Below are 24,533 nucleotides of genomic sequence, written 5' to 3' on the forward strand. Positions count from 1 at the left end.
TGTCGCATCGCCCAGGCGGTCGTACGCCAGGAAGCGAACCTCGCGAGCGCCAGGCAGGAAGCCAGCCTTATCGCCGCCGGTCGGAGCGAGCCTACAAGGACGTGCGCAACTGTGATGAACGCGAACGCTGCGACCGCAGGTGCCGGACTTGATCGCGCAGAAGCGGACGCAGGAGCAGCCGGGAGGATTGTGTGGCGCGAAGCGGACCCTCCCAAGGTTCGGCTTTCCCCTAAACGCTTTACAGCCCGGTTTGGTAGCGCTACCGTTTCGGCCTAGCGTGAGCCTGGGAGGAGCCAGGGCTGTCGCTAGCGGAAGCGTTGTTCCTTCGACGACGTCGCAGGAATTTGTTGGGAGGATCGATGGCGTCTGTCGCAATTGGCGAAGTCTACAAATCATTCGGCGCTGTCGAGATCCTGCACGGGGTCAGCGTGAACATCGAGGACGGCGAGTTCGTCACTCTGGTCGGACCATCGGGCTGCGGAAAATCAACCCTTCTCAGAATGATCGCCGGCCTGGAAAAGATTTCACGCGGCCAGATCGCGATTGGCGAACGTGTCGTCAACAACGTTGCGCCCAAGGAGCGCGACGTCGCCATGGTCTTCCAGAACTATGCGCTCTACCCACACATGACCGTTGCCGAGAACATGGCGTTCTCGCTGATGCTCAAAGGAGTTTCCAAGCCGGAGAGCGATGCAGGCGTGCGCCGCGCGGCCGAAATCCTTGGGCTGGTGCCGTTGCTGGCGCGCTATCCTCGGCAGCTTTCCGGCGGCCAGCGCCAGCGCGTCGCCATGGGCCGCGCGATCGTGCGTGATCCGGCGGTCTTTCTCTTCGACGAACCGCTGTCCAATCTCGACGCCAAACTCAGGGTGCAGATGCGCGCCGAGATCAAGGAACTGCACCAGCGCCTCAAGACCACGACAGTCTACGTCACGCACGACCAGATCGAGGCCATGACCATGGCTGACAAGATCGTGGTCATGCATGACGGCATCGTCGAGCAGATAGGGCCGCCGCTGGAACTCTATGACCGGCCGAACAATCTTTTTGTCGCCAGCTTCATCGGCTCGCCGGCCATGAATTTGCTGAGGGGCGAGATCGCTATTGACGGCTCACCCTCGTTCCGCGGCGTCGGGGGGATTTCAGTCCCGTTGGCCTCGGCACTTTCCATCCCCAATGGCGAGCCTGTGGTGCTGGGAATAAGGCCCGAGCATTTGCGGCTGTCCGACGACCAGGGCATTCCGGTCACCGTCGCGGTGGTTGAACCAACCGGGTCCGAAGTGCAGCTCATCGGCCGGACAGCCGGCGGCGAAGAGATCGTCGCGAATTTCCGGGAACGACATTCCTTCACGCCGGGCGAAACCATCCGGCTTACGGCCGAGCCCGGCCTCATCCATCTCTTTCACGGAGAAACCGGACAGAGGTTCCAAACACGTGCCGATCAGTAGGACCACAGGCAAGGACAACAAGCAGGAGGAAACGAGCATGAAGTTCACCAGACGTGACGTGATCCGCACCACCGCCGGCGCGGCGGCGGGTGCCTTGGGAAGTCGGTTCATCAGCTCTCCGGCCCTTGCCCAGGACGGACCGAAATACAAACCCGAGGATGGCGCCAAGCTTAGGCTGCTGCGCTGGTCGCCCTTCGTCCAGGGCGACGAGGATCAATGGCTGGCCAACACCAAGCGCTTCACCGAAGCGACCGGTGTCGCGGTCCGCGTCGACAAGGAAAGTTGGGAGGACATTCGCCCCAAGGCGGCGGTCGCGGCAAATGTCGGCTCCGGCCCCGACCTGATGTTCGTCTGGTTCGATGACCCGCACCAATATCCCGACAAGCTGCACGACGTGAGCGAACTGGGCGAGTATCTCGGCTCGAAATACGGCGGCTGGCATGATGGACCAAAGCAATATGCGACCCGGGAAGGCAAATTCATCGGCCTGCCACTGGCCACGATCGGAAACGCCATCGTCTATCGGGAAAGCTGGGTGAAAGAGGCCGGCTTTTCGGAGTTTCCCAAGGACACGAAAGGCTTCCTGGAACTTTGCAAGGCCTTGCAGGCGAAGGGACATCCGGCCGGCTTCACGCATGGCCATGGCGTCGGCGACGGCAACAACTATGCTCATTGGCTGCTGTGGAGCCATGGCGGCCAGATGGTCGACGAGAGCGGCAAGGTAACGATCAACAGCCCCGAGACCCTCAAGGCCATCGAATACGCGCAGGAACTCTACAAGACCTTCATTCCAGGCACGGAAAGCTGGCTCGACGTCAACAACAACCGCGCCTTCCTGGCCGGCGAACTGGCTGTCATCGCCAACGGCATCTCGGCCTACAACACCGCCAAAATCAATAAGGACAATGATCCGAAGCTGGCTGAAATCGCCAAGGACATACGCACCACCAACCTGCCCATTGGTCCTGTCGGCAAATCCGTCGAATTGTTCCAGGTGACCACGGCTGTCATCTTCAATTACACGCCCTACCCCAACGCGGCCAAGGCGTATTTGCAATTCATGTTCGAGGAACCGCAAATGAAGGACTGGATCACCTCCTCGGCCGGATATTGCTGCCAGACCCTGAAGGCATTCGACAACAACCCGGTATGGACTGCCGATCCCAACAACGCCGCTTACGCCAAGGCTTCGGCTACTCTGCGGCCTAACGGCTATGCCGGGCCGCTCGGCTATGCTTCGGCGGCAACCATGGCCGACTACGTGCTGGTCGATATGTTCGCCAAAGCCGTGACCGGCCAGGCGACGCCGCAAGAGGCAATGGAAGAGGCCGAGAAGCGGGCAAATCGCTATTATCGCGTTTGAGCCGGTTCAGCCGGGCAGCGCGGCTGCCCGGCTGGCTTCGGATTGCGTCGCGGCCGATCCGGCCGATCAATGAGACCTCAGCAGGAGCCGACCCATGGCCGTGCCGTCAGCTGCTATCCAGCCGCGATCTTCGATCTTCTCACGGATTCTATCGCGCTGGAGCGAAAGCCGGAACGCACTTGGCTTCGGCTTCATGCTTCCGGCGGCTGCACTGCTGCTTGTCTTCCTGACCTATCCGCTGGGGCTCGGTGTCTGGCTCGGCTTCACCGATGCCCGCATCGGCCGCCCCGGCATCTTCGTCGGCATCGAAAACTATGAATATCTGTGGAGCGACGCCGTCTTCTGGCTCTCCGTCTTCAACACCTTGCTCTACACGATCAGCGCTTCGATCCTGAAATTCGCGCTCGGCCTCTGGCTGGCGCTCCTCCTCAACCAGAACCTTCCCTTCAAATCGTTCTTCCGCGCGATTGTCCTGCTGCCGTGGGTGGTGCCGACGGTGCTCTCGGCCATCGCCTTCTGGTGGATCTACGATTCGCAGTTCTCCATCCTCTCCTGGGCGCTGCAGCAGATGGGACTGATCGACCACCGCATCAATTTCCTTGGCGATCCGGAGAACGCACGCGCCTCGGTGATCGCCGCCAATGTCTGGCGCGGCATTCCTTTCGTGGCCATCACGCTGCTGGCCGGCCTGCAGACGATTCCCCAGTCGCTTTACGAGGCCGCGACGCTCGACGGCGCCAGCCGTTGGCAGTTGTTCCGCTATGTGACGCTGCCGTTGCTGACGCCGATCATCGCCATCACCATGACCTTTTCGGTCTTGTTCACCTTCACCGATTTCCAGCTGATCTATGTGCTGACTCGCGGCGGGCCGGTGAATGCCACCCATCTGATGGCGACGCTCTCGTTCCAGCGCGGCATTTCCGGCGGCCAGCTTGGCGAGGGAGCCGCGATCGCGGTGGCGATGATCCCGTTCCTGCTTGCGGCGATCCTTTTCAGCTATTTCGGGCTGCAACGTCGTAAATGGCAGCAGGGCGGTGGAGACTGACATGGCCGCGATCGAAACGAACGATCGTCCGAACACGGATGAAGGCGGCATGGGCTATCTTCAGAGCCTGCCCCGGCGCGTGGTGACCGTTTATCTGCCGCTCCTGATCTTCGTCATCGTGTTGCTGTTCCCGTTCTACTGGATGACGATCACGGCGGTGAAACCCAATCTCGAGATGACGGATTATGCCAATTTCAACCCGTTCTGGGTCGTCCATCCGACGCTCGAGCATATTCGGTATCTGCTCTTCGAGACGTCCTATCCGGGTTGGCTCCTCAACACGATCATCATCTCGACCGCCTCAACTTTCCTGTCGCTGCTGGCGGCGGTGTTCGCTGCCTATGCGATCGAGCGCTTGCGGTTTTCCGGGGCGCGGCAGGTCGGCTTGGCGATCTTCCTGGCCTATCTCGTGCCGCCCTCGATTCTGTTCATTCCACTGTCGGTAATGGTGTTCAACCTCGGCCTTTACGATACGCCGTTCGCACTGATCCTCACCTATCCGACGTTCCTCATTCCATTCTGCACGTGGCTCTTGATGGGCTACTTCCGCTCGATACCCTTCGAACTGGAAGAATGCGCGCTGATCGATGGAGCGAGCCGCTGGCAAATCCTGACCAAGATAGTTCTGCCGCTGTCGGTGCCCGGCCTGATCTCCGCCGGCATCTTCGCCTTCACCCTGTCATGGAACGAATTTATCTACGCCTTGACCTTTATCCAGTCGTCCGAAAACAAGACCGTGCCGGTCGGCGTGCTTACCGAGCTGGTACGTTCGGACGTCTATGAATGGGGAGCCCTGATGGCAGGCGCGCTGATCGGCTCCCTGCCGGTGGTGGTGCTCTATTCATTCTTTGTCGAGCACTACGTCTCCTCGATGACGGGGGCGGTCAAGGAGTGAGGCTGAGGCGCAAATCCCACCCTCGGCCGGCAGCTTCGATCCGATCCCCGCACTCCGCTCCCTCTCCTTCCCGCAAGCCTGCCACAAGCTTGTTGAGGCATGGTCTGGTCAGGGAAAACCGGTAAAAGGCGGACTTTCTTGGCGATTTCTCCACCCAGCGACATCGTTATGGATGTGGCCCGAGCCGTCGACCCGGCGGATATCGAGACCGCCCGCGCCGCGCTGGCAAAGCGGGCCGGCGGCGCTACGGGCACGTTTTCACTCGACACAGCCGCTTCCGTCGATGCCGGCTCGATCCTGTCGCGCGCCACAGCCGACAAGGCCGCCGCCGCAACCGACCCGGCCAAGAAATTCAAGAAGTTCGAGGCGATGGTGCTGCAGACCTTCATCCAGAACATGCTGCCCAAGGACACCGAGGGCGTCTACGGCAAGGGCTTGGCCGGCGACATGTGGAAATCGCAGCTTGCAGAGCGGGTGGCCGACGTGATGGCCGAACGCGGCGGCATCGGCATCGCCAAATCGATGCTCGCCGACCACTATCTCGAAGGCAAGCGCGTCGTGCCCGTCGGTCCGGTTTCGGGCGGGCCGGAAAAGACCGAGGTCGACCAGCAAAACAGCCTGTCGACCTCGCTGGTCCATCAATTGCAGCGCAAGGCTGCGGGATCGATGACCGGTGACGAGACGACCATAAAAACAAATATCAGGATCTAAACTGGGAAACGCCATGGCCGACTTTTCGGAATCCACCCCCAACCTGCCAGCACGCACGACCACGTCGGAAGCGCCGATCCCGTTCGCGCGGCCCGGCAATCTCGCCGCCATCATCGGCCGCATCGAGGAAGTGGTCGAGGAAGAGACGGCAGGCATCCGCAACGCCACCAACTATGATCTCAAGGCATCGAACGCCCGCAAGAGTCGCTACCTCTACGAGTTGACCCGCGCCATGAAGGGCGGCAGCGAAGCCGAATTCCTCGAGCAGCACCGCGAGGGCCTGACCCGGCTGCGCCAGAAGCTGGCGAAGAACGAAGCGGCGATCCTGGCGCATCTCAGCGCGGTCAACGAAGTCGCCAGCCTGCTGCGGCACGCCATCCAGCGCGCCGAGACCGACGGCACCTATTCCGCCGGCGAGTTCGGCTGGATAAAGGCGTGATGGCGAACACAGGCGACACGTCGGAGATCCTGCCTCGGCAACGGCGCCGTGCCGCGTTGCCATTGCAAGGGACTGACCAAGGGACTGACAAGGCCCGATGATCAAGGTCATCGCCATCGCCGTCTGGATCTGCGCCGCAACGCTGGGCGCCGTGTTCTATTCTTTCCAGGCGGCCGGCGAGCGCGGTGTCGGCGAAACGCCGAAGCCGATGCTGGGCGGCCTCGACTACGTCAAGACCGACATCATTTCGGTGCCGCTGATCCGCGACTCCGAGATCGGCGGCTATTTCCTGACCAAGCTTGTCTACACGGTCGAACCCGAGCAGATCAAGAAACTGTCCATTCCCGCCGAAGCGCTGATCACCGACCAGGTTTATTCCTACCTCTATTCCAATCCGCAGATCGACTTCACCAACAAGGCGACGATCGATCTCGATGCCTTCCGCGCCGCCATCCGCGATACCGTCAACACGCGTGTCGGGGCGCCTTTGGTGCATGAGGTTCTGATCGACCAGGTCAATTTCCTGTCGAAGGACGAAATCCGCGACAACTGGCTGCGCCGCAAGAAAAGCGAGACGGCGAGCGAAATGACCAAGGCGTTCAAGGAACACTGAGTTGCCGGGCTCGCATTCCCGGCCTCCTCCAGGCTCGCCTGCCGCAACGGCAGGAACCAACCGCCTGAATTCGCGTTGACGTAAACGTCAACCCAAAGCTATATGCGGCAGCGACCGTGATCGCGAAACCGCGGCACGGGCTTCGGCTGGATCGAAGCGCCGTTGCGAGACAGATGCAACCAGACAAGGAGAACAGCGTGAGCGTTCAGGAGATTGCCGAGAAGATCAAGTCGCGCGTGGCCAGCAGCGGGTTCGATCGTTCCGTGAAATTCGACACCGGCAGCGACGGCGTCATCGTCATCGACGGCGCAACCGTCTCGAACACCGATGCACCCACCGACTGCACCATCAAGCTCTCGCTCGACGATCTCGATTCGCTGATCGCTGGCGACCTGAACCCGACAATGGCGTTCATGACCGGCAAGATAAAGGTCGAAGGCGACATGACCGTTGCCATGGCGCTCAGCCAACTGATCGGCTGAAGGCATGCAGGCGCCCAAGGTGGCGCCCACCAATCGCGAAAAAACGCCGCCTTTTCGGGCGGCGTTTTTGCATGAAATGCTGGCGGCTTCGTATCTCAGGCCGCCGATATCAATTCCTGCGCCTTCAGCTTGCGGCCGGCCGCCCTCAGCGTGCCGTGCACGCCGTCAAGCGCGCCTTCCACCAGTTCCAGCGCCAGCAGGCGGTGCCGCTCATAGGGTCCCGGCATGGCAAGTGAACCGGTCTTCTCGGCCGAGAAGCCGAAGCGCGCGTAATAGGGCGCATCGCCGACCAGAAGGATCGCGGCATGGCCAAGACGTGCCGCCTCGGCGATAGCATGGCGCATCAGGGCCGAGCCGATGCCGGCGTTCTTGAGCGACGGATCGACGGCAAGCGGGCCAAGCAGCAGCGCAGCCGCACCGCCCTCGCCCAGCCTTACATCCCACAGCCGCACGGTGCCAGCGACGCCGCCCGAGGCATCGCGGGCGACGAAGACCAGGCCTTCCGAGGGCCGCCGGCCACGCCGCAGCTTCTCCGACGACTTTTTCCTGCGCTTCGGCCCCATGGCCCGATCGAGCAACGCCTCGCGCGCCGCAACATCGGCGGCGGTTTCGGCAACCATCACAAAGGCCGGTGCGTGGCCCCCAATTTCAACTGGCATTTCCATTTCCGTAATCCCTGGCGAGCGGAGATCTGTTCCACAGGCGAGCCCGGGTGGACGAAAGTCGCCCACCTGGGATGATCTGATCGGCTCTCTCAGCGCATTTTCAGGCGAAGTTGTGTCCGGTTCGCCGTTCGAAAATGCGCTGAGCAAGCGCCGTCAGATCACGTAGGATCGGAGAGGCTCGAAGCCGTTGAAGGCGACCGCCGAGTAGGTGGTCGTGTAGGCGCCGGTGCCTTCGATCAGCACCTCGTCGCCGATGGTCAGCGACAAAGGCAGCAGATAGGGCGTCTTCTCGTACATCACGTCGGCCGAATCGCAGGTCGGGCCGGCGAGCACGCAAGGTGCGGTCTCCGTGCCGTCATGCGCGGTGACGATCGGGTAGCGGATCGCCTCGTCCATCGTCTCGGCCAGGCCGCCGAACTTGCCGATGTCGAGGAACACCCAGCGCACATTGTCGTTGGCGGCCTTCTTCGAGATCAGCACGACTTCCGACTTGATGACGCCGGCATTGCCGACCATGCCACGGCCCGGCTCGATGATGGTCTCCGGAATGGCATTGCCGAAATGCTTGCGCAGCGCCGAGAAGATCGCCTGGCCATAGGCCTGGGCGGCCGGCACGTCACGCAGATAGCGCGTCGGGAAACCACCGCCCATATTGACCATCTTCAAGACGATGCCTTCCTCGGCGAGCGTCGCGAACACCACCTTGGCGTCGGCCAGCGCGCGGTCCCAGGCGGTCAGGTCGGTCTGCTGCGAGCCGACATGGAACGACACGCCATAGGCGTCGAGGCCGAGCCCCTTGGCATGGCGCAGCACGTCGACGGCCATCGCCGGCACGCAGCCGAACTTGCGCGACAGCGGCCACTCGGCGCCCTCGCCATCGGTCAGCACGCGGCAGAACACGCGCGCACCGGGCGCGACGCGGGCGATCTTCTCGACCTCTTCGACGCAATCGACGGCGAACAGGCGGATGCCGAGCTGGTAGGCGCGTGCGATGTCACGCTCCTTCTTGATGGTGTTGCCGAAGGAGATGCGGTCCGCCGGCGCACCAGCGTCCATCGCCATCTCGACTTCGGCAACGGAAGCGGTGTCGAAGGACGAGCCCATCGCAGCAAGCAGGCGCAGGATTTCCGGCGCCGGGTTTGCTTTCACCGCATAGTAGATCCTGGAATCGGGCAGCGCCTTCTCGAAGGCGCGGAAATTGTCGCGCACGACATCGAGGTCGACGACGAGGCAGGGGCCGGTCGGACGTCGGGTGGCGAGGAAGTCAAGGATGCGCTGGGTGGCCATCGGGGTCTCTCCATCAGCGCCTTTCGGCGCGCAATAAGGCTGCGGGACGCGGGCTGTCGGCCTCGCGAACTCGCGGTGGACAAAGGCGGGACGGAAATCCATGGAACCAGCCGGTGGAGACCCCGGAACCATGAAGCGCCGTCTCGCGGCGGTGAACCTTGGCCTTGCCCGGCCTCGGTTCGCTTTGTCTGCCTTGGCTTGGATGGGAGACCCGTCCGCACTGCCGGCAATGAAGGTGTGCCTCTTCAGTAACCCCGGTTTTTGGACAACCGGCAGAACACCAGAAAGGCCCGCACCGTCGTTGCTTCAAGGTGTCCTCGGGCTGGCGGTTGGCCGCTAGACCGACTGGAGGGGTTGGCTCCAGTTACCTTACCGATTTCCCTCACCATTCGAGGATCGGCGGACACCCACAGGCACGTGCGACTTTGGGCAAGCGCGATATAAGGGCGAAGACTTTCACAATCAATAAAAATCGTATCGCAGGTTGTAAAATTTCTGGCGTCGAACAATGTTGCGGCAACCGTATCCGGATATCGAACGATGACAGGCACGCACGGCCCTCTCAACGCCTTTCTCGATCTTCGCCAGATGCCCGTGGCACATGCCCAGCTCGGCCCGCTGGCCGGCCTGCGGCTGGCCGTCAAGGACATATACGACGTCGCCGGCTACCGCACCGGTTGCGGCAATTTGCAAAAATTCGCCGAAAGCCACGCGGCCTCGCGCACCGCACCCGCCGTGCAGATGATCCTCGATGCCGGCGCACGCTTCGTCGGCAAGACGCAGACCGACGAGCTCGCCTTCGCGCTGTTCGGTCAGAATGCGCATTTCTCGTTTCCGGTGAACCCGGCGGCACCCGACCGCGTCACCGGCGGCTCCTCATCGGGGTCGGCGGCGGCGGTGGCGGGCAGGCTGGCCGATATCGCCACTGGTTCCGACACCGGCGGCTCGATCCGCGCGCCGGCGAGCTTTTGCGGACTGATCGGGCTGCGCACCACGCATGGCCGCATTTCGCTCGACGGCACGATGAAGCTGGCGCCGAGCCTCGACACGTTCGGCTGGTTCGCCGACGACATCGAGACCTACGAGACCGTCGGCAAGCTGCTGCTCGGCCGCGATCCGCACCAGCACGTGTTGGACCGGCCGCTGGCGCTGGATTGGCTGGACGGGCTGGTCGCCCGCCCGGCGCTGGCCGAATATGTCGGAATGAAGGGGCTGGCGGGCGCGGTTTTCGGCGCGCCGGCGACGCCGGCAATCCGCTTCTCCTCATCTCCCGATGAACTTTACTGGTGCTTTCGCCGGCTGCAGGCCAGGGAGGCCTGGGCGGTGCATGGCGAATGGATCACCAGCGGCGAGCGCGGCCTCGGCCCCGGCGTCGAGGAGCGATTCGGCTTCGGCCGCGCCGTCGACGACAAGACAGCCCAGGCCGAGAAGGTGCGGCGTCTGACCTTTCGCGGCGAACTGAGCGCCCTGCTCGGCAAGGACGGCTTCCTTGTCCTGCCGACGGTGCCTGGTCCGGCGCCTTACGTGGACAGCACGCCGGAGCAGTTCCAGGCCTATCGCGAACGGGCGCTCCAGCTTCTGTGCCTGGCCGGCCTGTCCGGTTTTCCACAGATCACACTGCCCGTCGGCTCGGTCGCCGGCGCCCCGTTCGGCCTGTCGCTGCTTGGCCCTTCCGGCAGCGACATTGCCCTGATACGGCTCGGCCGGAAACTTCTCGACGCGGCACGAAAGGCCTGACCATGGACACACTGACGCGCATGCGTGCCTTCATCGACGTGGTCGAGGCCGAGGGCTTTTCGGCGGCGGCGCGCAAGATCGGCCGCTCCAAGGCCTTGCTGTCGAAATATGTGCGCGAGCTGGAGGACGAACTCGGCGCTTTGCTGCTCAACCGCACCACGCGCCAGTTCTCGATGACCGAGGCCGGCCACACCTATTACCGGCGCGCCTCGGAGATCGTGCGCGAGGTTGACAGCCTGGCCGACGCGGTGCGCGAATCCTCCGGCGACGTGCGCGGCCGGATCAAGCTGTCGGCGCCCCGCACCTTCGCCGACGCGCCGATCGGCCAGTCGCTGATCGACTTCGCCAAGCAGCATCCAGACATCGTGCTCGACATCCAGCTCGACGACCGCTTCGTCGATCTGGTCGAGGAAGGCTTCGACCTTGCGGTGCGCATCTCGCGGCTGGAGAACTCGTCGCTGATCGCCAGGCGTCTGGCGCCATTTTCGATAAAGCTCTGCGCCTCCCCCGAACTGATCGCCAAGCACGGCACGCCGACACGGCCGCAGGATCTCAGCCGCATGCCTTGCATCGTCGACACCAATGGCCGCGGACTGAACAACTGGCCGTTCAAGGGCGACAATGGCGATCCGGTCAGCGTTTCGGTGTCGGGTCCGATCGAGGTCAACAGCCCGATGACGGCGAGAGCCGCGGCCGTGTCCGGGCTGGGATTCACCGTCCTGCCGGATTTCATTGCCGCGCCCGACCTCGCGAGCGGCCGGCTGGTGTCGGTGATAGATGACCGTATCCTGTCGGGCGGCGGCATCTTCGCCGTCTACCCGCACCGCCGCTATCTGCCGGCCAAGGTCCGCGTTTTCGTCGACTTCCTGGTGCAGTGGTTCAGGACGCGTGAAGTTGCCTGACCCACTTCAGCCGAGCAGCGGTCCCAATTTCGCCCCCTTTCTGGTAACTCTCGGCAACTCTTCCGAAGCCTAGGGAATCGCGACCGAGAATGCACCTGAAACGGCACGCAATCATGCTGGCTTCGGCCTTGGCGGCTAGCTTTGCCGCCACTGGACCCGCTTACGTGCATCCACACGTCTTCGCCGAGGCTCGCCTCGATGTGATCCTCTCCCCGGATCACCAAAGCGTGAAGGCTCTGCGTCATCTCTGGCGCTTCGACGATCTGTTTTCCTCGACGGTGATGATGGAATTCGACAAGAACTCCGACCTGAAGCTCGACGACAAGGAGCTGAAGGAAGTCGCCGACACCGTTCATGCCTCGTTGGCGGAGTTCAATTACTTCCAGCTCGTCACCGTCGACGGCAAGGACGTGGCGATGACGCCGCCGCCGCATCTGATGGCCAATTTCGACAACGACCAGCTGATCATCCTGTTCGAGTCCGAACCGAAGGTGCCGATCAAGCTCAACGGCAAGATCGATATCGGCGTCTACGATCCGACATTCTACACGGCGATCGACTTCACCGAGGACTCCAACATCACGGTCGAAGGCCTGCCCTCGAACTGCACCAGCAAGGTGGTCCGTCCCGACCCCGACGAGGCCATCAAGGAAAACCAGAAGACCCTCACCGATGCCTTCTTCAACGATCCGACCGGCACCGATATGAGCAAGATCTTCGCCACCAAGCTCGAACTGACCTGTCAGCCAGAAGGATGAAGCCGGTGACGAAACCGTCCCTGCGTTTGGCATTCGGCCTGTTGGCCCTCACAGTCGCCATGATGCATTTCGCCGACGCCGCTCATGCCCAGAGTTCGCTCGGCATCGGCGTCAATGACGGCATGGCGCCCACCACCGGCCCGTTCGCCCATATCCTGATGTGGATCAATCTCAGGCAGCAGGAATTCTACCGCGCGCTGGCAACGGCGATGAAGGCGATGCGCCAGGACGGCAGCAAGATCTGGATACTCGTCGGCCTGTCCTTCGCCTACGGTATTTTCCATGCCGCCGGCCCCGGTCACGGCAAGGCGGTGATCTCGTCCTACATGGTGGCCAATGAAGTGGCGTTGCGGCGCGGCATCCTCTTGTCCTTCGTCTCGGCGCTGCTGCAGGGCCTGACCGCGGTCGCGGTGATGGGGGTCGCCTATTTCGTCCTGCGCGGCACCTCCGTCTCGATGACGGACGCAGCCTGGTTCATGGAGATCATGAGCTTTGTCTTCGTCACCCTGTTCGGCGCCTGGCTGCTGTGGCGCAAACTCGGTCCTTCCGTCCTGCGTCTGTTCGGCAAGGGCCCGGCCTACAGCCTGTCGGCGGCTCATGCCGGCCATTCTCACGCCGGTCATTCTCACGGGGGTCATTCGCACGGCGCGCATTCGCATGCCGGCCATTCCCATGCAGCTCACAGCCATTCGGCGCATGCCCATTCGCACGCGCTGCACGCGCATGACCATGTGCACGGCCCTTCGCACGATCATCACGATCATGCCGAACACGATCATGCTCATCACGATCACGCGGCGGGCGAAGTCTGCGACACCTGCGGCCATTCGCACGCACCCGATCCGGCGCTGCTGTCAGGCGACCGCTTCGACTGGCGCACGGCCTGGACAGCGGTGGCGGCGGTCGGCATCCGCCCCTGCTCCGGCGCGCTGATCGTGCTCAGCTTCGCCCTGCTCAACGGCCTCTGGCTCGGCGGCCTGCTGTCGGTGCTGGCAATGTCGCTGGGCACCGCCATCACCGTTTCGGCACTGGCGACGCTGGCGGTGACCGCCAAGAACTGGGCGGTCTATTTCGCCGGCGACGGCCGCATGGGCAACCGCATCCACTCGATCGTCGAGATCGGCGGCGCCGCCTTCGTGTTCCTGTTCGGACTGCTGCTGCTGTCGGCAAGCCTGGCGAGCGGCGGATGATGCCCGGCGCCAAGAGGCTCGGAGTTTAACCCGCGATCTTGCCGCCCAGCTCATCCTCGATGTGAGCGCGGATGATCTCGTCAAAACTCTTTTCGGCGCTGAAGCCGAGCTCCCGTGACCGCTTTGCCTCGAAGCGCGTCGGCCAGCCCTTGACGATCGCCCAGATCGTGTCATCCGGAACCTCGCGGATCAGGCTTACCGCCTTCGGCCCGGCGATGCGTTCCAGCGCCTCGATCTGCTCGCCGACGGTGACGGCGACGCCGGGCATCGTCAGATTGCGGCGTGGCCCGACAGCGCTGCCGTCGATCCCCGCCGCATGGATCAGGAAGTTCACCGCCGAGCGCGGGCTGGCATGCGTGTGCACGACCGAGCGCGGCACCGGCAGGATCGCCTCATGGCCGCTCAACGGCTCGCGGATGATGCCCGAGAAGAAGCCGGACGCCGCCTTGTTCGGCTTGCCCGGCCGCACGCAGATTGTCGGCAGCCGGATGCCGATACCGTCGAAGAACCCGCGCCTGGAATAGTCCGCCAGCAGCGCTTCGCTCATCTGCTTCTGGGTACCATAAGAGGTCAGCGGCGTCGGATGGAAGTCATCGGGAATGACGTCCGGGAACGGCGCGCCGAACACCGCGATCGACGAGGTGAAGACGACGCGCGGCGCAAAGCCCGCCACCCGGATGGCATCGAACAGGGCGCGCGTGCCATCGAGATTGACGCGGTAGCCGAGTTCGAAATTCGCCTCCGCCTCGCCCGATACGATGCCGGCGAGATGAAAGACGACGTCGGGGCGCGATGCGACCAGGCGCTCGGTGGCACCCGCTTCGGCGAGATCGCCGGTGTGCAGCGTGACGCTGACGCCATCCAGGCTCGGCGCCTGTGGCGGCACGATATCGTGGAGATCGAGCGCGGTGATCTTGCCCCCGCGCAGCGTCCCGTCCTTGGCCAGCCGGGCGATGAGCTTGCGGCCGACCATACCCGCGGCGCCAGTGATCAGAATGCGCATGTCGATATCCCTTGCCTATTTACCCTGGTTTTTGCGCTGGTTGCGGGCGCGCAGCCAGAACACCGAGAAGAACGCCAGCACGAAGACGATGCCAAAGGCGCCGGCCAGCACGGTGGAAAGGCTGCCGAGTGCCAGCATTACCGTCGGCAGATAGTAGGCGCCTATACCGAACAGCAGCATGATCCACGCGGCGGCGATGACCGCGTTCCTGGTGTCGCGGTCCATCATGCCGCGTCCGGAGGATGGGCGTTCGTCAAGCTGGTTTTCAAGGTTTTGCAACTCCTGAGGCAGGACGATCGACATCGATCGATCCGGTCCTAGTGATGGTGGTCGTGGTATGCAGCCGCTTCATGCTCGTGCCCGTGGTCGTGCTCGTCGCCATCGTCGGCGCACTGGCCGAATTCCGGTTCCACGGTGGCATGGCTGATGCCGTGCTCGCTGGCAAGCCGCTTCTTGACGGCACTCACCGCCTGATGCGCATCGACGCCCTCGTCGAGACAGGCATGCAGCGTCGCCATGTTGCTGGTCCCGTCGAGCGACCAGACATGCATGTGGTGCACTTCGCGCACGCCCTGGATGGTCGCCTCGATATCGCTGGCGATCAGATCTCGGTCGAGGCTTGGCGGCACGCCCTCGAGCAGGACATGGGCGGCCTCCCGCATCAGCGACCATGCCGTGTAGAGGATCAGCAGTGAAACCAGGACCGACAGGATCGGGTCGATCGGCGTCCAGCCGGTCGCCAGGATGACCAGCGCCGCCGCGATGGCCGCCGCCGAGCCGAGCAGGTCGCCAAGCACATGCAGGATGGCGCCGCGCATGTTCAGGCTCTCGCGGTCGCCGCCATGCAGCACGAAGAACGAGCCGAGGTTCACCAGCAGGCCGAGGATCGCCACCACCAGCATCGGCCCGCCAAGCACCGGCGCCGGCGCCTGCAGGCGTCCCCAGGCCTCATAGACGATCCACAGCGCGATGACGAAGATGGCGATGCCGTTGGTATAGGCCACCAGTGTCTTGACCCGGCCGAAGCCGTAGGTGAGGCGAACGGTCGCCGGCCGGCCGCCAAGATGAAACGCATACCAGGCAAGGCCGAGCGCGATCGAATCGGCGAGCATGTGGCCGGCATCGGCCAGCAGCGCCAGCGAGCCCGTGAGGATGCCGCCAAGCGCCTCGGCGACCATGAAGCCGCCGGTCAGGCAGGCTGCGATCAGAACGCGTTTCTTGTCGGTCGAGCCGTGCACATGACCAGGGCCGTGACCGTGCCCGGTGTGATCGTGGGTATGTGCCAATAGTGAACTCCTAAGCGCCGAATTCCGCGCGAAAATCCTCGAGCCGTCGCTTCTGCCGGCCGTCGCCATCGAAATTGGCCGGATCGAGCCACGCCTCATAGGCACTGCGCAGCGCCGGCCATTCCTTGTCGATGATCGAATACCACGCAGTGTCGCGGTTTTCACCCTTGACGATGAGATGCTGGCGGAAAATGCCTTCGAACTTGAAGCCGAACCGCTCGGCGGCCCGCTTCGATGGCTCGTTGCGGTTGTTGCACTTCCATTCGTAGCGGCGATAGCCGAGCCCGTCGAAGATGTATTTCATGAACAGGAACTGCGCTTCGGTTGCTCCCGGCTTGCGCGAGATGAGCGGTCCCCAATAGATGTTGCCGATCTCGATGACGCCGTAGGCCGGATCGATGCGCATCAGCGTCTGGCGTCCGGCGACCTTGCCGCTGGCCTTGTCGATGACGGTGAAGAACAGCGGATCCTCGCTGGCCTCGACCTTGTCCAGCCATGGCTGGAAGGCGGCGCGGGTCTCCGGCGGATAATCGGGCAACCAGGCGAAGCGGTCGTCGATATCGGACACGGAGGACGCTTCATAGAGGCCGTCGCCGTGTTTTGCAGCGCTCAGCGGTTCAAGCCGGACGTATCGACCGTCGATGGTCTTGCGTTCGGGCCGCGGACGCGGTTGCCAACCCTTCAGATTTTCCGACACCGAATGCTCCAATCCGTTTGACTTTTGCGGGCTGAGGCTCACAAAAACGCGACCCAACAGCAAGAACCACACGGACGGGAAAAATGCTCCACACGATTTCGGCCTTCGACCGCCTTGGCGAGGAAAACGCCTTCGCCGTGCTTGCGAGGGCCACAGCACTTGCCCAACAAGGCCGCGACATCGTCAATCTCGGCATCGGCCAGCCCGACTTCAAGACGCCGCAGCACATCGTCGAGGCGGCGATCAAGGCGCTGCGCGACGGCCATCACGGCTACACGCCGGCCAATGGCCTGCTGGCGACGCGCGAGGCGGTGGTGCGCCGCACGCTAACCACCACCGGTGTCGAGATATCGCCCGAAACGGTGATGATCCTGCCCGGCGGCAAGCCGACCATGTTCGCCGCGATCCTGATGTTCGGCGAGCCCGGCGCCGAGATCCTCTACCCGGACCCCGGCTTTCCCATCTACCGCTCGATGATCGAGTTCACGGGTGCGGCACCCATTCCCGTGCCGATGCGCGAAGAAAACGGCTTTGCCTTCTCGGCCGAGGAGACGCTGGCGCTGATCACCTCGAAGACCAGGCTGCTGATCCTCAACTCGCCCGCCAATCCGACCGGCGGCGTCACGCCTCGCGCCGAGATCGAGAAACTGGTCAAGGGGCTGGAGGCGCATCCGCAGGTCGCCATCCTCTCCGACGAAATCTACGACGTCATGACCTATGATGGCGAGACGCATTGCTCGCTGCTCGGCTTTCCCGAAATCCGCGACCGGCTGATCGTGCTCAATGGCTGGTCGAAGACCTGGGCGATGACCGGCTGGCGCATGGGCTGGTCGATCTGGCCGAATGGCGACAAGGGCGCCCATCTCTACGACAAGGTGCGCAAGCTGGCGGTCAATTGCTGGTCCTGCGTCAACGCGCCGAGCCAGTTTGCCGGCATCGCCGCCATCGACGGCCCGCAGGACGACGTCGACGAGATGATGCGCGCCTTCGACCGCCGCCGGAAGATCGTCGTCGAGGGACTGAACGCCCTGCCCAACATATCCTGCATCACGCCCAAGGGCGCGTTCTACGCCTTCCCCAACGTCTCGAAGACCGGCTGGAAGGCCAAGAAGCTCGCCTCGGCACTGCTCGACGAGGCCGGCGTGGCGCTGATCGGCGGCCCCGATTTCGGCATTCTCGGCGAAGGCTATATCAGGCTCTCCTATGCCAATTCCGAGGAGAACATCCTGCGCGCGCTGGAGCGGATCGGAGCGTTCCTGGCGAAGTAGGTTTGAAAGCGGGCCGGTGGCCTCTTTCCGGGTGGTTGCGGCTGGCGACAATGATGGTGTCATGATCTGTCCGGACACGCACGGCCAAGGCTGGGCGGGCGTGTCGGGAACCGCTACGCTCCCTGGATCAGGATCGAAGCAGGTGACATAAAATGTTCTACGCAATCCTTGCCTATCACGTGGAAGATGCGATCAAGGCGCTGACGCCGCAGGAAGATGCAGCACTTATGGCCGACCTGCTGAAGATCAACACCCGGCTTCATGAGGAAGGCACGCTGGGGCCGTCCGCGCGTCTGGGCGCAACACAGGATGCCATCACCCTGCGCGGCCCGGGCGACGGTGTGATCATCGACGGTCCTTTCGCCGAAACCAAGGAACAGTTGCTCGGGCTCTATGTCGTCGACTGCGCCACGCGAGACGAGGCCATCGCGATCGCCCGCGACCTTCGCCGCGTCAATCCCACCGCCGTTTACGAGATCAGGCCCATTCTGCTGTTCAAGCCCGGCGTGCCGCTGGCCGGGAAATAAAACCATCCGGCTGGGTCCCCGCTGCTTCGCAGCGTCCCAGCGTTCGCCGGCCTTTCATCGTGCCACTGGCACGATGAATTCGCTTACGCGAACCGGGCTGCTCACCCACGCCCGACAAACGGCATCTTGGTCGCCATCACGGTCATGAACAGCACGTTGGCGTCGAGCGGCAGGCTGGCCATGTGGACGACGGCGTCGGCGACGCGCTGAACATCCATCACCGCTTCGGCTGCGATCGAGCCATTGGCCTGCGGCACACCGACCGTCATCGGCTGCGCCATGTCGGTCAGCGCATTGCCGATGTCGATCTGGCCGCAGGCGATGTCATAGGGCCGGCCGTCGAGCGCCAGCGTCTTGGTCAGTCCGGTGATGGCATGCTTGGTCGCCGTGTAGGGCACCGAGCCTGGGCGTGGCGCATAGGCCGACACCGAACCGTTGTTGATGATGCGGCCACCCATCGGCTTCTGCTTGCGCATGGCGCCAAAGGCGGCACGGGCGCACAGGAACGAACCGGTGAGGTTGACGCCGACGATATCGTTCCACACTTCGACCGGTATCTCGTCGATCGGCGTCGATTTGTAGCCCATGCCGGCATTGTTGAAGAGCAGGTCGACACGGCCGAAGGCCGCCGCCACGGTCTCGAACAGATCGTCGACCTCGCCTGCCTTGCTGATATCGCAGGCAACCGCCAGGGCCTTGGCGCCGGTGGACCCGGCCTCAGCCACGGCTGCATCCAGCACGGATTTGCGGCGTCCGCAGAACACCGTGTTCCAGCCGGCCTTGAGCAGCGCCGTGGCGACGCTCTTGCCGATGCCCGTGCCGGCCCCGGTGACGATGGCGGTTCTTTGCTCGGTCATGGCTATTGTCCTCCGGCAGCGCTGCGCTTGCTCGACTGATTTTGGGGGTTTGGCTCGAAAAGGAAGGCATCGCAAATGACGGCGGCGATGGCAAGCGTGTCCATCCTGCGGACCGACAAAAAGGGCGGCCATTGGCGACCGCCCCTGATCTGAACCGGGCTTGGGAGGAGGAAAAGCCGATCCGACTGGGTTGAATGATGCGCTTGCTGGGTTAATGAGCGGTTAACCCGGAAAGTGCCCCCTGTGCCGTTTTGGCCTACCAGCGCGGATTGGGTGACGTCCCGGCCTTGGCCGGCACCTTGGCCGCCGAAACCGTCGCCTCGACATGGTCGACCAGCGCGTCCGGCAGGCCGAGCCGGCCGGCAAGCAGGTCGAGATAACCGCGCTCGGCGCGTGTGTCGGGATCGATGGTCAGGCGCGACGCCGTGTAGAGTTCGAGCTTCTGCGCATCGGTCTTGGCGCCGGCCACCAGCATGTCGAGGTCGAGCGGGCTTGCCAGCTCCGCCATCAAGAACTTTTCGGCGTCGGAGCCTATGCCGGCCAGGCTGAGCTTGCCGGCGATCTTCTGGCGCTCTTCATCGTCGATATGGCCATCGGCTTTCGCCGCCGAAATCATCGCCCGCACCAGGGTCAGCGTGAATTCGTCCTCGCCTTGCGGCGCCTGCGACGGGTGGAAGGGGGTATCCTTGGGCGGCGGCAGCAATTCCGGTTCACTGGCCGCCGGTGCTTCCGCGGGCGCGTTGCCGGCCTTGTAATTCTGGTAGGCCTTGTAGGCGAGGCCGCCGATCGCGGCCAGTCCGCCAAGCTTCACTGCGGCGCCCGTCACGTTGCGGCCAGTACCGGTTCCGAGCAGCACCGCGGCCAGCGCACCGGCGGCCAGCGGATTGTCCTTGGCCATCTGCACGGCCTGCCCCGCCTTGTCGCGAACAGTGCCGCTGGTGCCGGGGATTTGCGAGCCGAGCAGATCGTCGAGAAGCTTCTTGGGATCGAACATTCAGTGCCTCCAGGATTTGCCCGGCCAACGGGCGGGTTTCGAACGTCGAAGACGTAGGTCCCGAAACTTGACATTGCAATGACAGGCAGCCGCTTTGCAGCAGCACGATGCTGGATCAGGAGCCGATATGCGGCCCTCTGCCCCGCGCCTGCGCAAGCTCGACCTGGCGCTGGCGCTCGGCATAACGCTGGCGGTCCTCGTCCGAACGCGCATCGAAGCAATGCGGGCACGAAATACCGGCAGCGAATTTGGGCGACGTCAGCTCGCCCGGCGTCAGCGGGTGGCGACAGGCGCGGCACAGTTCCGCGTCACCCTCGGCAAGGCCGTGCGACACCGAAACCCGCTCGTCGAAGACGAAGCACTCGCCTTGCCAGAGGCTCTGTTCGGCCGGAACCTCCTCGAGGTATTTGAGGATACCGCCCTTGAGATGGAAGACATCCTCGAAGCCGAGCGATTTGACATAGGCGGTTGCCTTTTCGCAGCGTATGCCGCCGGTGCAGAACATCGCAACCTTGCGGCCTTCGAGCTCCGCCCGGTGCGTTTCCACCCAGGCCGGGAACTCGCGAAAGCTTGCGGTGGCCGGGTCGATCGCACCCTTGAACGTGCCGATCGACACCTCATAGGCGTTGCGCGTGTCGATGATGACAGTGCCGGGCTGCGAAATCAGAGCGTTCCAGTCGGCCGGCGCAACGTAGGTGCCGGCACTTTTCGAAGGATCGATGTCATCGACACCCATGGTGACGATCTCGCGCTTCAGCCGCACCTTCATGCGATGGAACGGCATGTCCGCGGCCGCGCTGTACTTGACCTCGAGTCCGGCAAGCCCTTCGATGGCTTCGAGATACGCGATCAGTTCGGCAATTGCCGTCTCGCTGCCGGCGACGGTGCCGTTGATGCCTTCATGCGCCAGCAGCAGCGTGCCCTTTATGCCGCGCCCGCAGCAGAATGCGGCGAGCGGCGCGCGCAGTTCTTCGAAAGCGTCGAGCCGGGCAAACCGGTAGAGCGCGGCGACGCGAAGGAATGGAAGTGATGTCATCGCCGAAGCCACTAGACGCTCGAGCAAGCCGATTCAAGGCAAAGCAGGCATCCTGTTCGGCGGGTCACTGGCGCAAATCTGCACCATGGGTGAATTTGTACCATAGCTGAGATCAGGGAGTCAAGAAAAAATTCCTATCCTGAAAAGCCACCGGGACCAAAGCTGTCGGCACCATCGAGCCGGCAGCCACCCTTGTCAACTTGGGCTTGGCGAGTATGGGCGACGCGTGACATCGCGACACGGCCGGTTTCGTGGACAGGAAAACGGCCTTCTGCTAATCGGTTGAATTGTCCCACGCCACGGAGAGACACATGCCCAGCAAGACCGAAAAACTTCTGTCGCTCCTGAACGGCCAGCCCGTCATCCCGGTGCTGAAGATCTCCGATGTCGCCAATGCCGTGCCGCTGGCCCGCGCTCTGGCGCGCGGCGGCCTGCCTGCGATCGAGATCACGCTGAGGACCGCCGACGCGCTGGAAGCGATCCGGCGGGTCGCTGGTGAGGTCGAGGAAGCCATCGTCGGCGCCGGCACCATTCTCGATGCCAGGCAGTTCGAAGAGGCTGCCGCCGCGGGCTCGCGCTTCATCGTCAGCCCCGGCATCACCCGCGAGCTTCTGTCGGCAGCCGCCGCCAGCGATGTTCCGCTGCTGCCCGGTGCGATCACGCCCGGCGAGATCATGGCCGCGCGCGAAGCCGGCTTGCGCTTTCTGAAATTCTTCCCGGCCGAGCAGTCGGGCGGCATCGCTTCGCTGAAGGCCTTCGCCTCGCCGCTCGCCGATGTGAAATTCTGCCCGACCGGCGGCATCTCGGCCAAGAACGCAGCTGACTATCTCAGCCTGCCCAACGTGGTCTGCGTCGGCGGCTCCTGGGTGGCGCCCGACGACCTCGTCAAGGCCGGCAAATGGGACGAGATCGAAGCCTTGGCGCGCGCGGCGAGCAAGCTCACAAAATAAGGCTTTCATGGCGGCATGGAAAAACCCGGCCGACTTGCGTCGACCGGGTTTCCGCCGGATGTTTTTTCCAGGCCTGCCTTGGCTGGATCAGTTGCAGACCCTGACTTCCCTGACCACCCTATGATGATGCTTCCAGGTCGTGACAACCTTGGTCCGGCAGTGCTTCTTCATGTGCATGTGATCGTGGGTCTTGACGACAATGGTTTCGGCCTGCGTAGGGGCGATGGCCGCCGAAGCGGTTGCCAACGCGATGACCGATGCCAGTAGAATCTTCTTCATGGGTATCCCCGGGTTTGAACGAACGAGGGAGAAACCGTTGACGGCCCGAGGCGTTCCACGATCACGGCAATGTCAGGCCGGTGTGATCGGAAGCCGGCGGGCCGCGCGACCGGATCCGGCCACGCAGCAAAAAGCCGCGCTGGTTGCCCGGCGCGGCTTTGTCGATTGGTTTGCCGTCATTTGGTCTGGAAGCGGGCTACCGACATGAACTTGACGGCGTTGCCGGTGAAGCGATTGGCATCGGCCACCTGGCTGCTCGGCTGGAAGCCAGCGGTATAGACCTCGCTCGGCGGCGTGTGCACGATGCTGTAGGCGTAACCCGGCGCCGTCGTCGCGCTTGAAACGGTGGCGACCTGCTCGCCGCTGGTCAAGGCCCAACGGGCGGCCTGCGGTGCGGCTGCAACCACCATGGCCTTGGGGCCTGGCTTCAGGTCGCGGGCGGTGGCTCTCGATTCCTTGCGCGTCGTCTTGACGCCGGCGCCGATCGCGGCGGCCGGATCGGAACCGACTGGGCGGGCCACGACAGCATCGCGCGGCGATGCGGTGTTGGTGCCCGGATCGTTGAACGCCGAACGCGGCTCGGACCCGGACAAGGAAGCAAGCTGGTAATCGGCCGCACCGACCTGGGCATTGGCCTCGTCGAGCACGGCCTTGACCGCGTCCGGCCTGGCCATCTCGGGCCGCGCCGTCGGCAGCACCGAGAACGCATCGGTCGCGGTCTTGCCTTGGTCGGCCGTCTCGGCCAGCGCCATCAGCACATCCTTGCTGGGCGGCGCAGCCAGAGCGGCCGGCAGCGAATTGTCGGGACGCCATGTCGGCAACGGTATGTTGTTGACCGCGACCTGGGTCGCATCAGCCGAAGCCGTTGCATCGGCCATGCCGAAAGGAACGCTCGCCGGCGCATGCGCGGTCGCCACGGCCTGCTCGGTGGTGGCTGTCGCCTCGGCCATCGCGAAGGGAACATTCTCAGGCTGCTGCGCGCCGACATCGGCTTTCGGCCGCGGTGCGAAATCCGGCAGCGGAATGCTTCGGGCCGGTAATGCCGCGATGATCGTCTCCGGCGTGTCCTGTTCAGGCTCCGGAGCCTGCTGTTCGGTCACCTGCGGAATCTCGGCGCGCCGCGCATTCTCCGGCGCCACGATGGCGATGCCCGGGAGGTTGCTGGTCTTGGCCGCCGCTGCCGGCTTCAGGTTTCTCGCCTTGGGCGGGGGGGCGGCCGAAGCGGTCTCGACATCGGCGCTGTCGTCGGCCTCGTCGTCGCCGCCGCCACCGAAGAAAGCCGACAGGAATCCACCCGATTTCTTGCTGCTGCCGCCGGCACTGGCCATCTCGATGGCCGGCGAGCCCGATCCCTTGCGCGCCTTGTAGGAGGCGAGCGCCTGCTCAAAACCGGGCAGCGGCCTGCCGTCGCTCGGCACATGCAGCGTCTTGCCATTGGGGAACAGGGAGACCAGTTCCTGGCGGCTGATACCGGGCCAATGGCGCACATTGCCGACATCCATGTGGACGAACGGCGAACCCGATGACGGATAGTAGCCGACGCCACCGCCCTGCATCTTGAGGCCGATGTTGCGCAGCTTCTTCAGCGGCACGCCGGGAATATAGAAATCCATCGCCTTGCCGAGCATGTGCTGGCTCTTCTCGGCCACGCCCCTGCTGCGGCTGCGCAGCATCGAGTTCGTCGACGGCGAGCGATAGCCGCAGACGACCTGGATGTAGTCCGTGGCACCTGCTTCCCGATACGCCTCCCAGACGAGATCCAGCAGGCGCGGATCCATCTTGGTCGGCTCGTTGCGACGCCAGTCGCGCAAAATGATGTTGATCTTGCGGAGACCTTCGGGGACGTAGCGGCCGTTGCGCTTGTAGACGATCTCGGCCTTCTCATGGGTGTGGAGATGATAAAGCTTCAGCGACCGTGTTTCGGCGCTGGCTCCGCTCGCAGCCGCGGCAACAAAACCAAAAGCGACAACCAACACTGCCAGCCACTTCGGCCAGACGCTCAAATGATGGTGCCGCCTGTTTGTGTGTCGTTCGATTCTGTTCAAATCAAAAGGCCTTGCAGGCTGCCGTTTGTCCCCGGATTTGTCCAAACGGATGTGGCATT

At 63.6% G+C, this 24,533-nt stretch carries 26 protein-coding genes; 15 read left to right on the forward strand and 11 right to left on the reverse strand.

What is annotated here, in order from left to right:
• The first annotated feature begins 359 nt into the window (after positions 1 to 359).
• The 8 genes from A4R29_RS23840 (at position 360) to A4R29_RS23875 (ending at position 6,993) form a co-directional block, all read left to right on the forward strand.
• Positions 360 to 1,445, forward strand: coding sequence for an ABC transporter ATP-binding protein (locus tag A4R29_RS23840; protein WP_063173027.1), 1,086 nt, complete (start codon positions 360 to 362; stop codon positions 1,443 to 1,445).
• 37 nt (positions 1,446 to 1,482) lie between these two features.
• Positions 1,483 to 2,808: an ABC transporter substrate-binding protein gene (locus tag A4R29_RS23845; RefSeq protein ID WP_013529762.1), complete on the forward strand. Its 1,326-nt coding sequence runs from the start codon at positions 1,483 to 1,485 to the stop codon at positions 2,806 to 2,808.
• Positions 2,809 to 3,001: 193 nt separating this feature from the next.
• Positions 3,002 to 3,853 carry a carbohydrate ABC transporter permease gene (locus A4R29_RS23850; RefSeq protein WP_395316723.1) on the forward strand — a complete coding sequence of 284 codons (852 nt, stop codon included), beginning with the start codon at positions 3,002 to 3,004 and terminating at the stop codon, positions 3,851 to 3,853.
• A gap of 1 nt (position 3,854) precedes the next feature.
• Positions 3,855 to 4,748, forward strand: a complete 894-nt coding sequence (locus A4R29_RS23855; RefSeq protein ID WP_063173029.1) for a carbohydrate ABC transporter permease — start codon at positions 3,855 to 3,857, stop codon at positions 4,746 to 4,748.
• 99 nt (positions 4,749 to 4,847) lie between these two features.
• The gene (locus A4R29_RS23860) at positions 4,848 to 5,459 is read left to right on the forward strand and encodes a rod-binding protein (protein WP_063173030.1); all 612 of its coding nucleotides are present in this window, start codon (positions 4,848 to 4,850) and stop codon (positions 5,457 to 5,459) included.
• 13 nt (positions 5,460 to 5,472) lie between these two features.
• Positions 5,473 to 5,898 (forward strand): hypothetical protein, encoded by a 426-nt coding sequence (locus A4R29_RS23865; RefSeq protein ID WP_013529758.1) that lies wholly within the window; start codon positions 5,473 to 5,475, stop codon positions 5,896 to 5,898.
• Positions 5,899 to 5,995: 97 nt separating this feature from the next.
• A complete protein-coding gene (locus A4R29_RS23870; RefSeq protein ID WP_013529757.1) occupies positions 5,996 to 6,511 on the forward strand; it encodes a hypothetical protein in 516 nt (171 codons plus the stop codon).
• A 197-nt stretch (positions 6,512 to 6,708) separates the two neighbouring features.
• Positions 6,709 to 6,993 carry an SCP2 sterol-binding domain-containing protein gene (locus A4R29_RS23875; RefSeq protein ID WP_013529756.1) on the forward strand — a complete coding sequence of 95 codons (285 nt, stop codon included), beginning with the start codon at positions 6,709 to 6,711 and terminating at the stop codon, positions 6,991 to 6,993.
• Positions 6,994 to 7,088: 95 nt separating this feature from the next.
• Here A4R29_RS23875 and A4R29_RS23880 read toward each other — a convergent pair whose 3' ends face one another.
• Positions 7,089 to 7,658, reverse strand: a complete 570-nt coding sequence (locus tag A4R29_RS23880; protein WP_063173031.1) for a GNAT family N-acetyltransferase — start codon at positions 7,656 to 7,658, stop codon at positions 7,089 to 7,091.
• A 153-nt stretch (positions 7,659 to 7,811) separates the two neighbouring features.
• A complete protein-coding gene (gene odc2 / locus A4R29_RS23885; protein WP_024502712.1) occupies positions 7,812 to 8,945 on the reverse strand; it encodes an ornithine/lysine decarboxylase in 1,134 nt (377 codons plus the stop codon).
• Between the two features lie 540 nt (positions 8,946 to 9,485).
• Between odc2 and A4R29_RS23890 the strand changes: the two genes are divergently transcribed.
• From A4R29_RS23890 to A4R29_RS23905, 4 genes are all read left to right on the forward strand, one after another.
• Positions 9,486 to 10,682: an amidase gene (locus A4R29_RS23890; protein WP_063173032.1), complete on the forward strand. Its 1,197-nt coding sequence runs from the start codon at positions 9,486 to 9,488 to the stop codon at positions 10,680 to 10,682.
• Positions 10,683 to 10,684: 2 nt separating this feature from the next.
• Positions 10,685 to 11,584 carry a LysR family transcriptional regulator gene (locus A4R29_RS23895; protein WP_024502714.1) on the forward strand — a complete coding sequence of 300 codons (900 nt, stop codon included), beginning with the start codon at positions 10,685 to 10,687 and terminating at the stop codon, positions 11,582 to 11,584.
• Between the two features lie 89 nt (positions 11,585 to 11,673).
• Complete coding sequence (locus A4R29_RS23900; protein WP_027161413.1) at positions 11,674 to 12,342, forward strand: DUF1007 family protein; 669 nt, start codon at positions 11,674 to 11,676, stop codon at positions 12,340 to 12,342.
• Complete coding sequence (locus A4R29_RS23905) at positions 12,339 to 13,532, forward strand: nickel/cobalt transporter (protein ID WP_063173033.1); 1,194 nt, start codon at positions 12,339 to 12,341, stop codon at positions 13,530 to 13,532. Before A4R29_RS23900 ends, A4R29_RS23905 begins: the two co-directional genes overlap by 4 nt.
• Positions 13,533 to 13,557: 25 nt before the next feature.
• Here A4R29_RS23905 and denD read toward each other — a convergent pair whose 3' ends face one another.
• The 4 genes from denD to A4R29_RS23925 all read right to left on the reverse strand — a co-directional run bounded on the left by denD (position 13,558) and on the right by A4R29_RS23925 (position 16,518).
• Positions 13,558 to 14,535 carry a D-erythronate dehydrogenase gene (gene denD, locus A4R29_RS23910; protein ID WP_024502716.1) on the reverse strand — a complete coding sequence of 326 codons (978 nt, stop codon included), beginning with the start codon at positions 14,533 to 14,535 and terminating at the stop codon, positions 13,558 to 13,560.
• A gap of 15 nt (positions 14,536 to 14,550) precedes the next feature.
• Positions 14,551 to 14,763 carry a hypothetical protein gene (locus A4R29_RS23915; RefSeq protein ID WP_013529748.1) on the reverse strand — a complete coding sequence of 71 codons (213 nt, stop codon included), beginning with the start codon at positions 14,761 to 14,763 and terminating at the stop codon, positions 14,551 to 14,553.
• 89 nt (positions 14,764 to 14,852) lie between these two features.
• The gene (locus tag A4R29_RS23920) at positions 14,853 to 15,821 is read right to left on the reverse strand and encodes a cation diffusion facilitator family transporter (protein WP_024502717.1); all 969 of its coding nucleotides are present in this window, start codon (positions 15,819 to 15,821) and stop codon (positions 14,853 to 14,855) included.
• Positions 15,822 to 15,831: 10 nt separating this feature from the next.
• Entirely contained in the window at positions 15,832 to 16,518 is a 687-nt protein-coding gene (locus A4R29_RS23925) for a GNAT family N-acetyltransferase (protein ID WP_063173791.1), read from the reverse strand.
• Positions 16,519 to 16,601: 83 nt separating this feature from the next.
• On the opposite strand from A4R29_RS23925, the gene A4R29_RS23930 reads away from it, so the two are divergent.
• Positions 16,602 to 17,786 (forward strand): pyridoxal phosphate-dependent aminotransferase, encoded by a 1,185-nt coding sequence (locus A4R29_RS23930; RefSeq protein WP_024502719.1) that lies wholly within the window; start codon positions 16,602 to 16,604, stop codon positions 17,784 to 17,786.
• Positions 17,787 to 17,938: 152 nt separating this feature from the next.
• Complete coding sequence (locus tag A4R29_RS23935; RefSeq protein WP_013529744.1) at positions 17,939 to 18,313, forward strand: YciI family protein; 375 nt, start codon at positions 17,939 to 17,941, stop codon at positions 18,311 to 18,313.
• 101 nt (positions 18,314 to 18,414) lie between these two features.
• Here the strand turns inward: A4R29_RS23935 and A4R29_RS23940 are convergent, their stop codons facing one another.
• The 3 genes from A4R29_RS23940 to trhO all read right to left on the reverse strand — a co-directional run bounded on the left by A4R29_RS23940 (position 18,415) and on the right by trhO (position 21,200).
• Positions 18,415 to 19,170 carry an SDR family oxidoreductase gene (locus tag A4R29_RS23940; RefSeq protein WP_013529743.1) on the reverse strand — a complete coding sequence of 252 codons (756 nt, stop codon included), beginning with the start codon at positions 19,168 to 19,170 and terminating at the stop codon, positions 18,415 to 18,417.
• A 256-nt stretch (positions 19,171 to 19,426) separates the two neighbouring features.
• Positions 19,427 to 20,164, reverse strand: a complete 738-nt coding sequence (locus A4R29_RS23945; RefSeq protein WP_063173034.1) for a tellurite resistance TerB family protein — start codon at positions 20,162 to 20,164, stop codon at positions 19,427 to 19,429.
• A 115-nt stretch (positions 20,165 to 20,279) separates the two neighbouring features.
• Entirely contained in the window at positions 20,280 to 21,200 is a 921-nt protein-coding gene (gene trhO / locus A4R29_RS23950; protein ID WP_063173035.1) for an oxygen-dependent tRNA uridine(34) hydroxylase TrhO, read from the reverse strand.
• Positions 21,201 to 21,511: 311 nt separating this feature from the next.
• Between trhO and A4R29_RS23955 the strand changes: the two genes are divergently transcribed.
• Entirely contained in the window at positions 21,512 to 22,150 is a 639-nt protein-coding gene (locus A4R29_RS23955; protein WP_063173036.1) for a 2-dehydro-3-deoxy-phosphogluconate aldolase, read from the forward strand.
• An 87-nt stretch (positions 22,151 to 22,237) separates the two neighbouring features.
• Here A4R29_RS23955 and A4R29_RS23960 read toward each other — a convergent pair whose 3' ends face one another.
• Entirely contained in the window at positions 22,238 to 22,429 is a 192-nt protein-coding gene (locus A4R29_RS23960) for a hypothetical protein (RefSeq protein WP_013529739.1), read from the reverse strand.
• Positions 22,430 to 22,605: 176 nt separating this feature from the next.
• Positions 22,606 to 24,432: a peptidoglycan L,D-endopeptidase MepK gene (mepK, locus tag A4R29_RS23965; protein ID WP_024502725.1), complete on the reverse strand. Its 1,827-nt coding sequence runs from the start codon at positions 24,430 to 24,432 to the stop codon at positions 22,606 to 22,608.
• Positions 24,433 to 24,533 lie beyond the last annotated feature (101 nt).

Source organism: Mesorhizobium ciceri biovar biserrulae, assembly GCF_001618845.1.
Lineage (GTDB): Bacteria > Pseudomonadota > Alphaproteobacteria > Rhizobiales > Rhizobiaceae > Mesorhizobium > Mesorhizobium ciceri.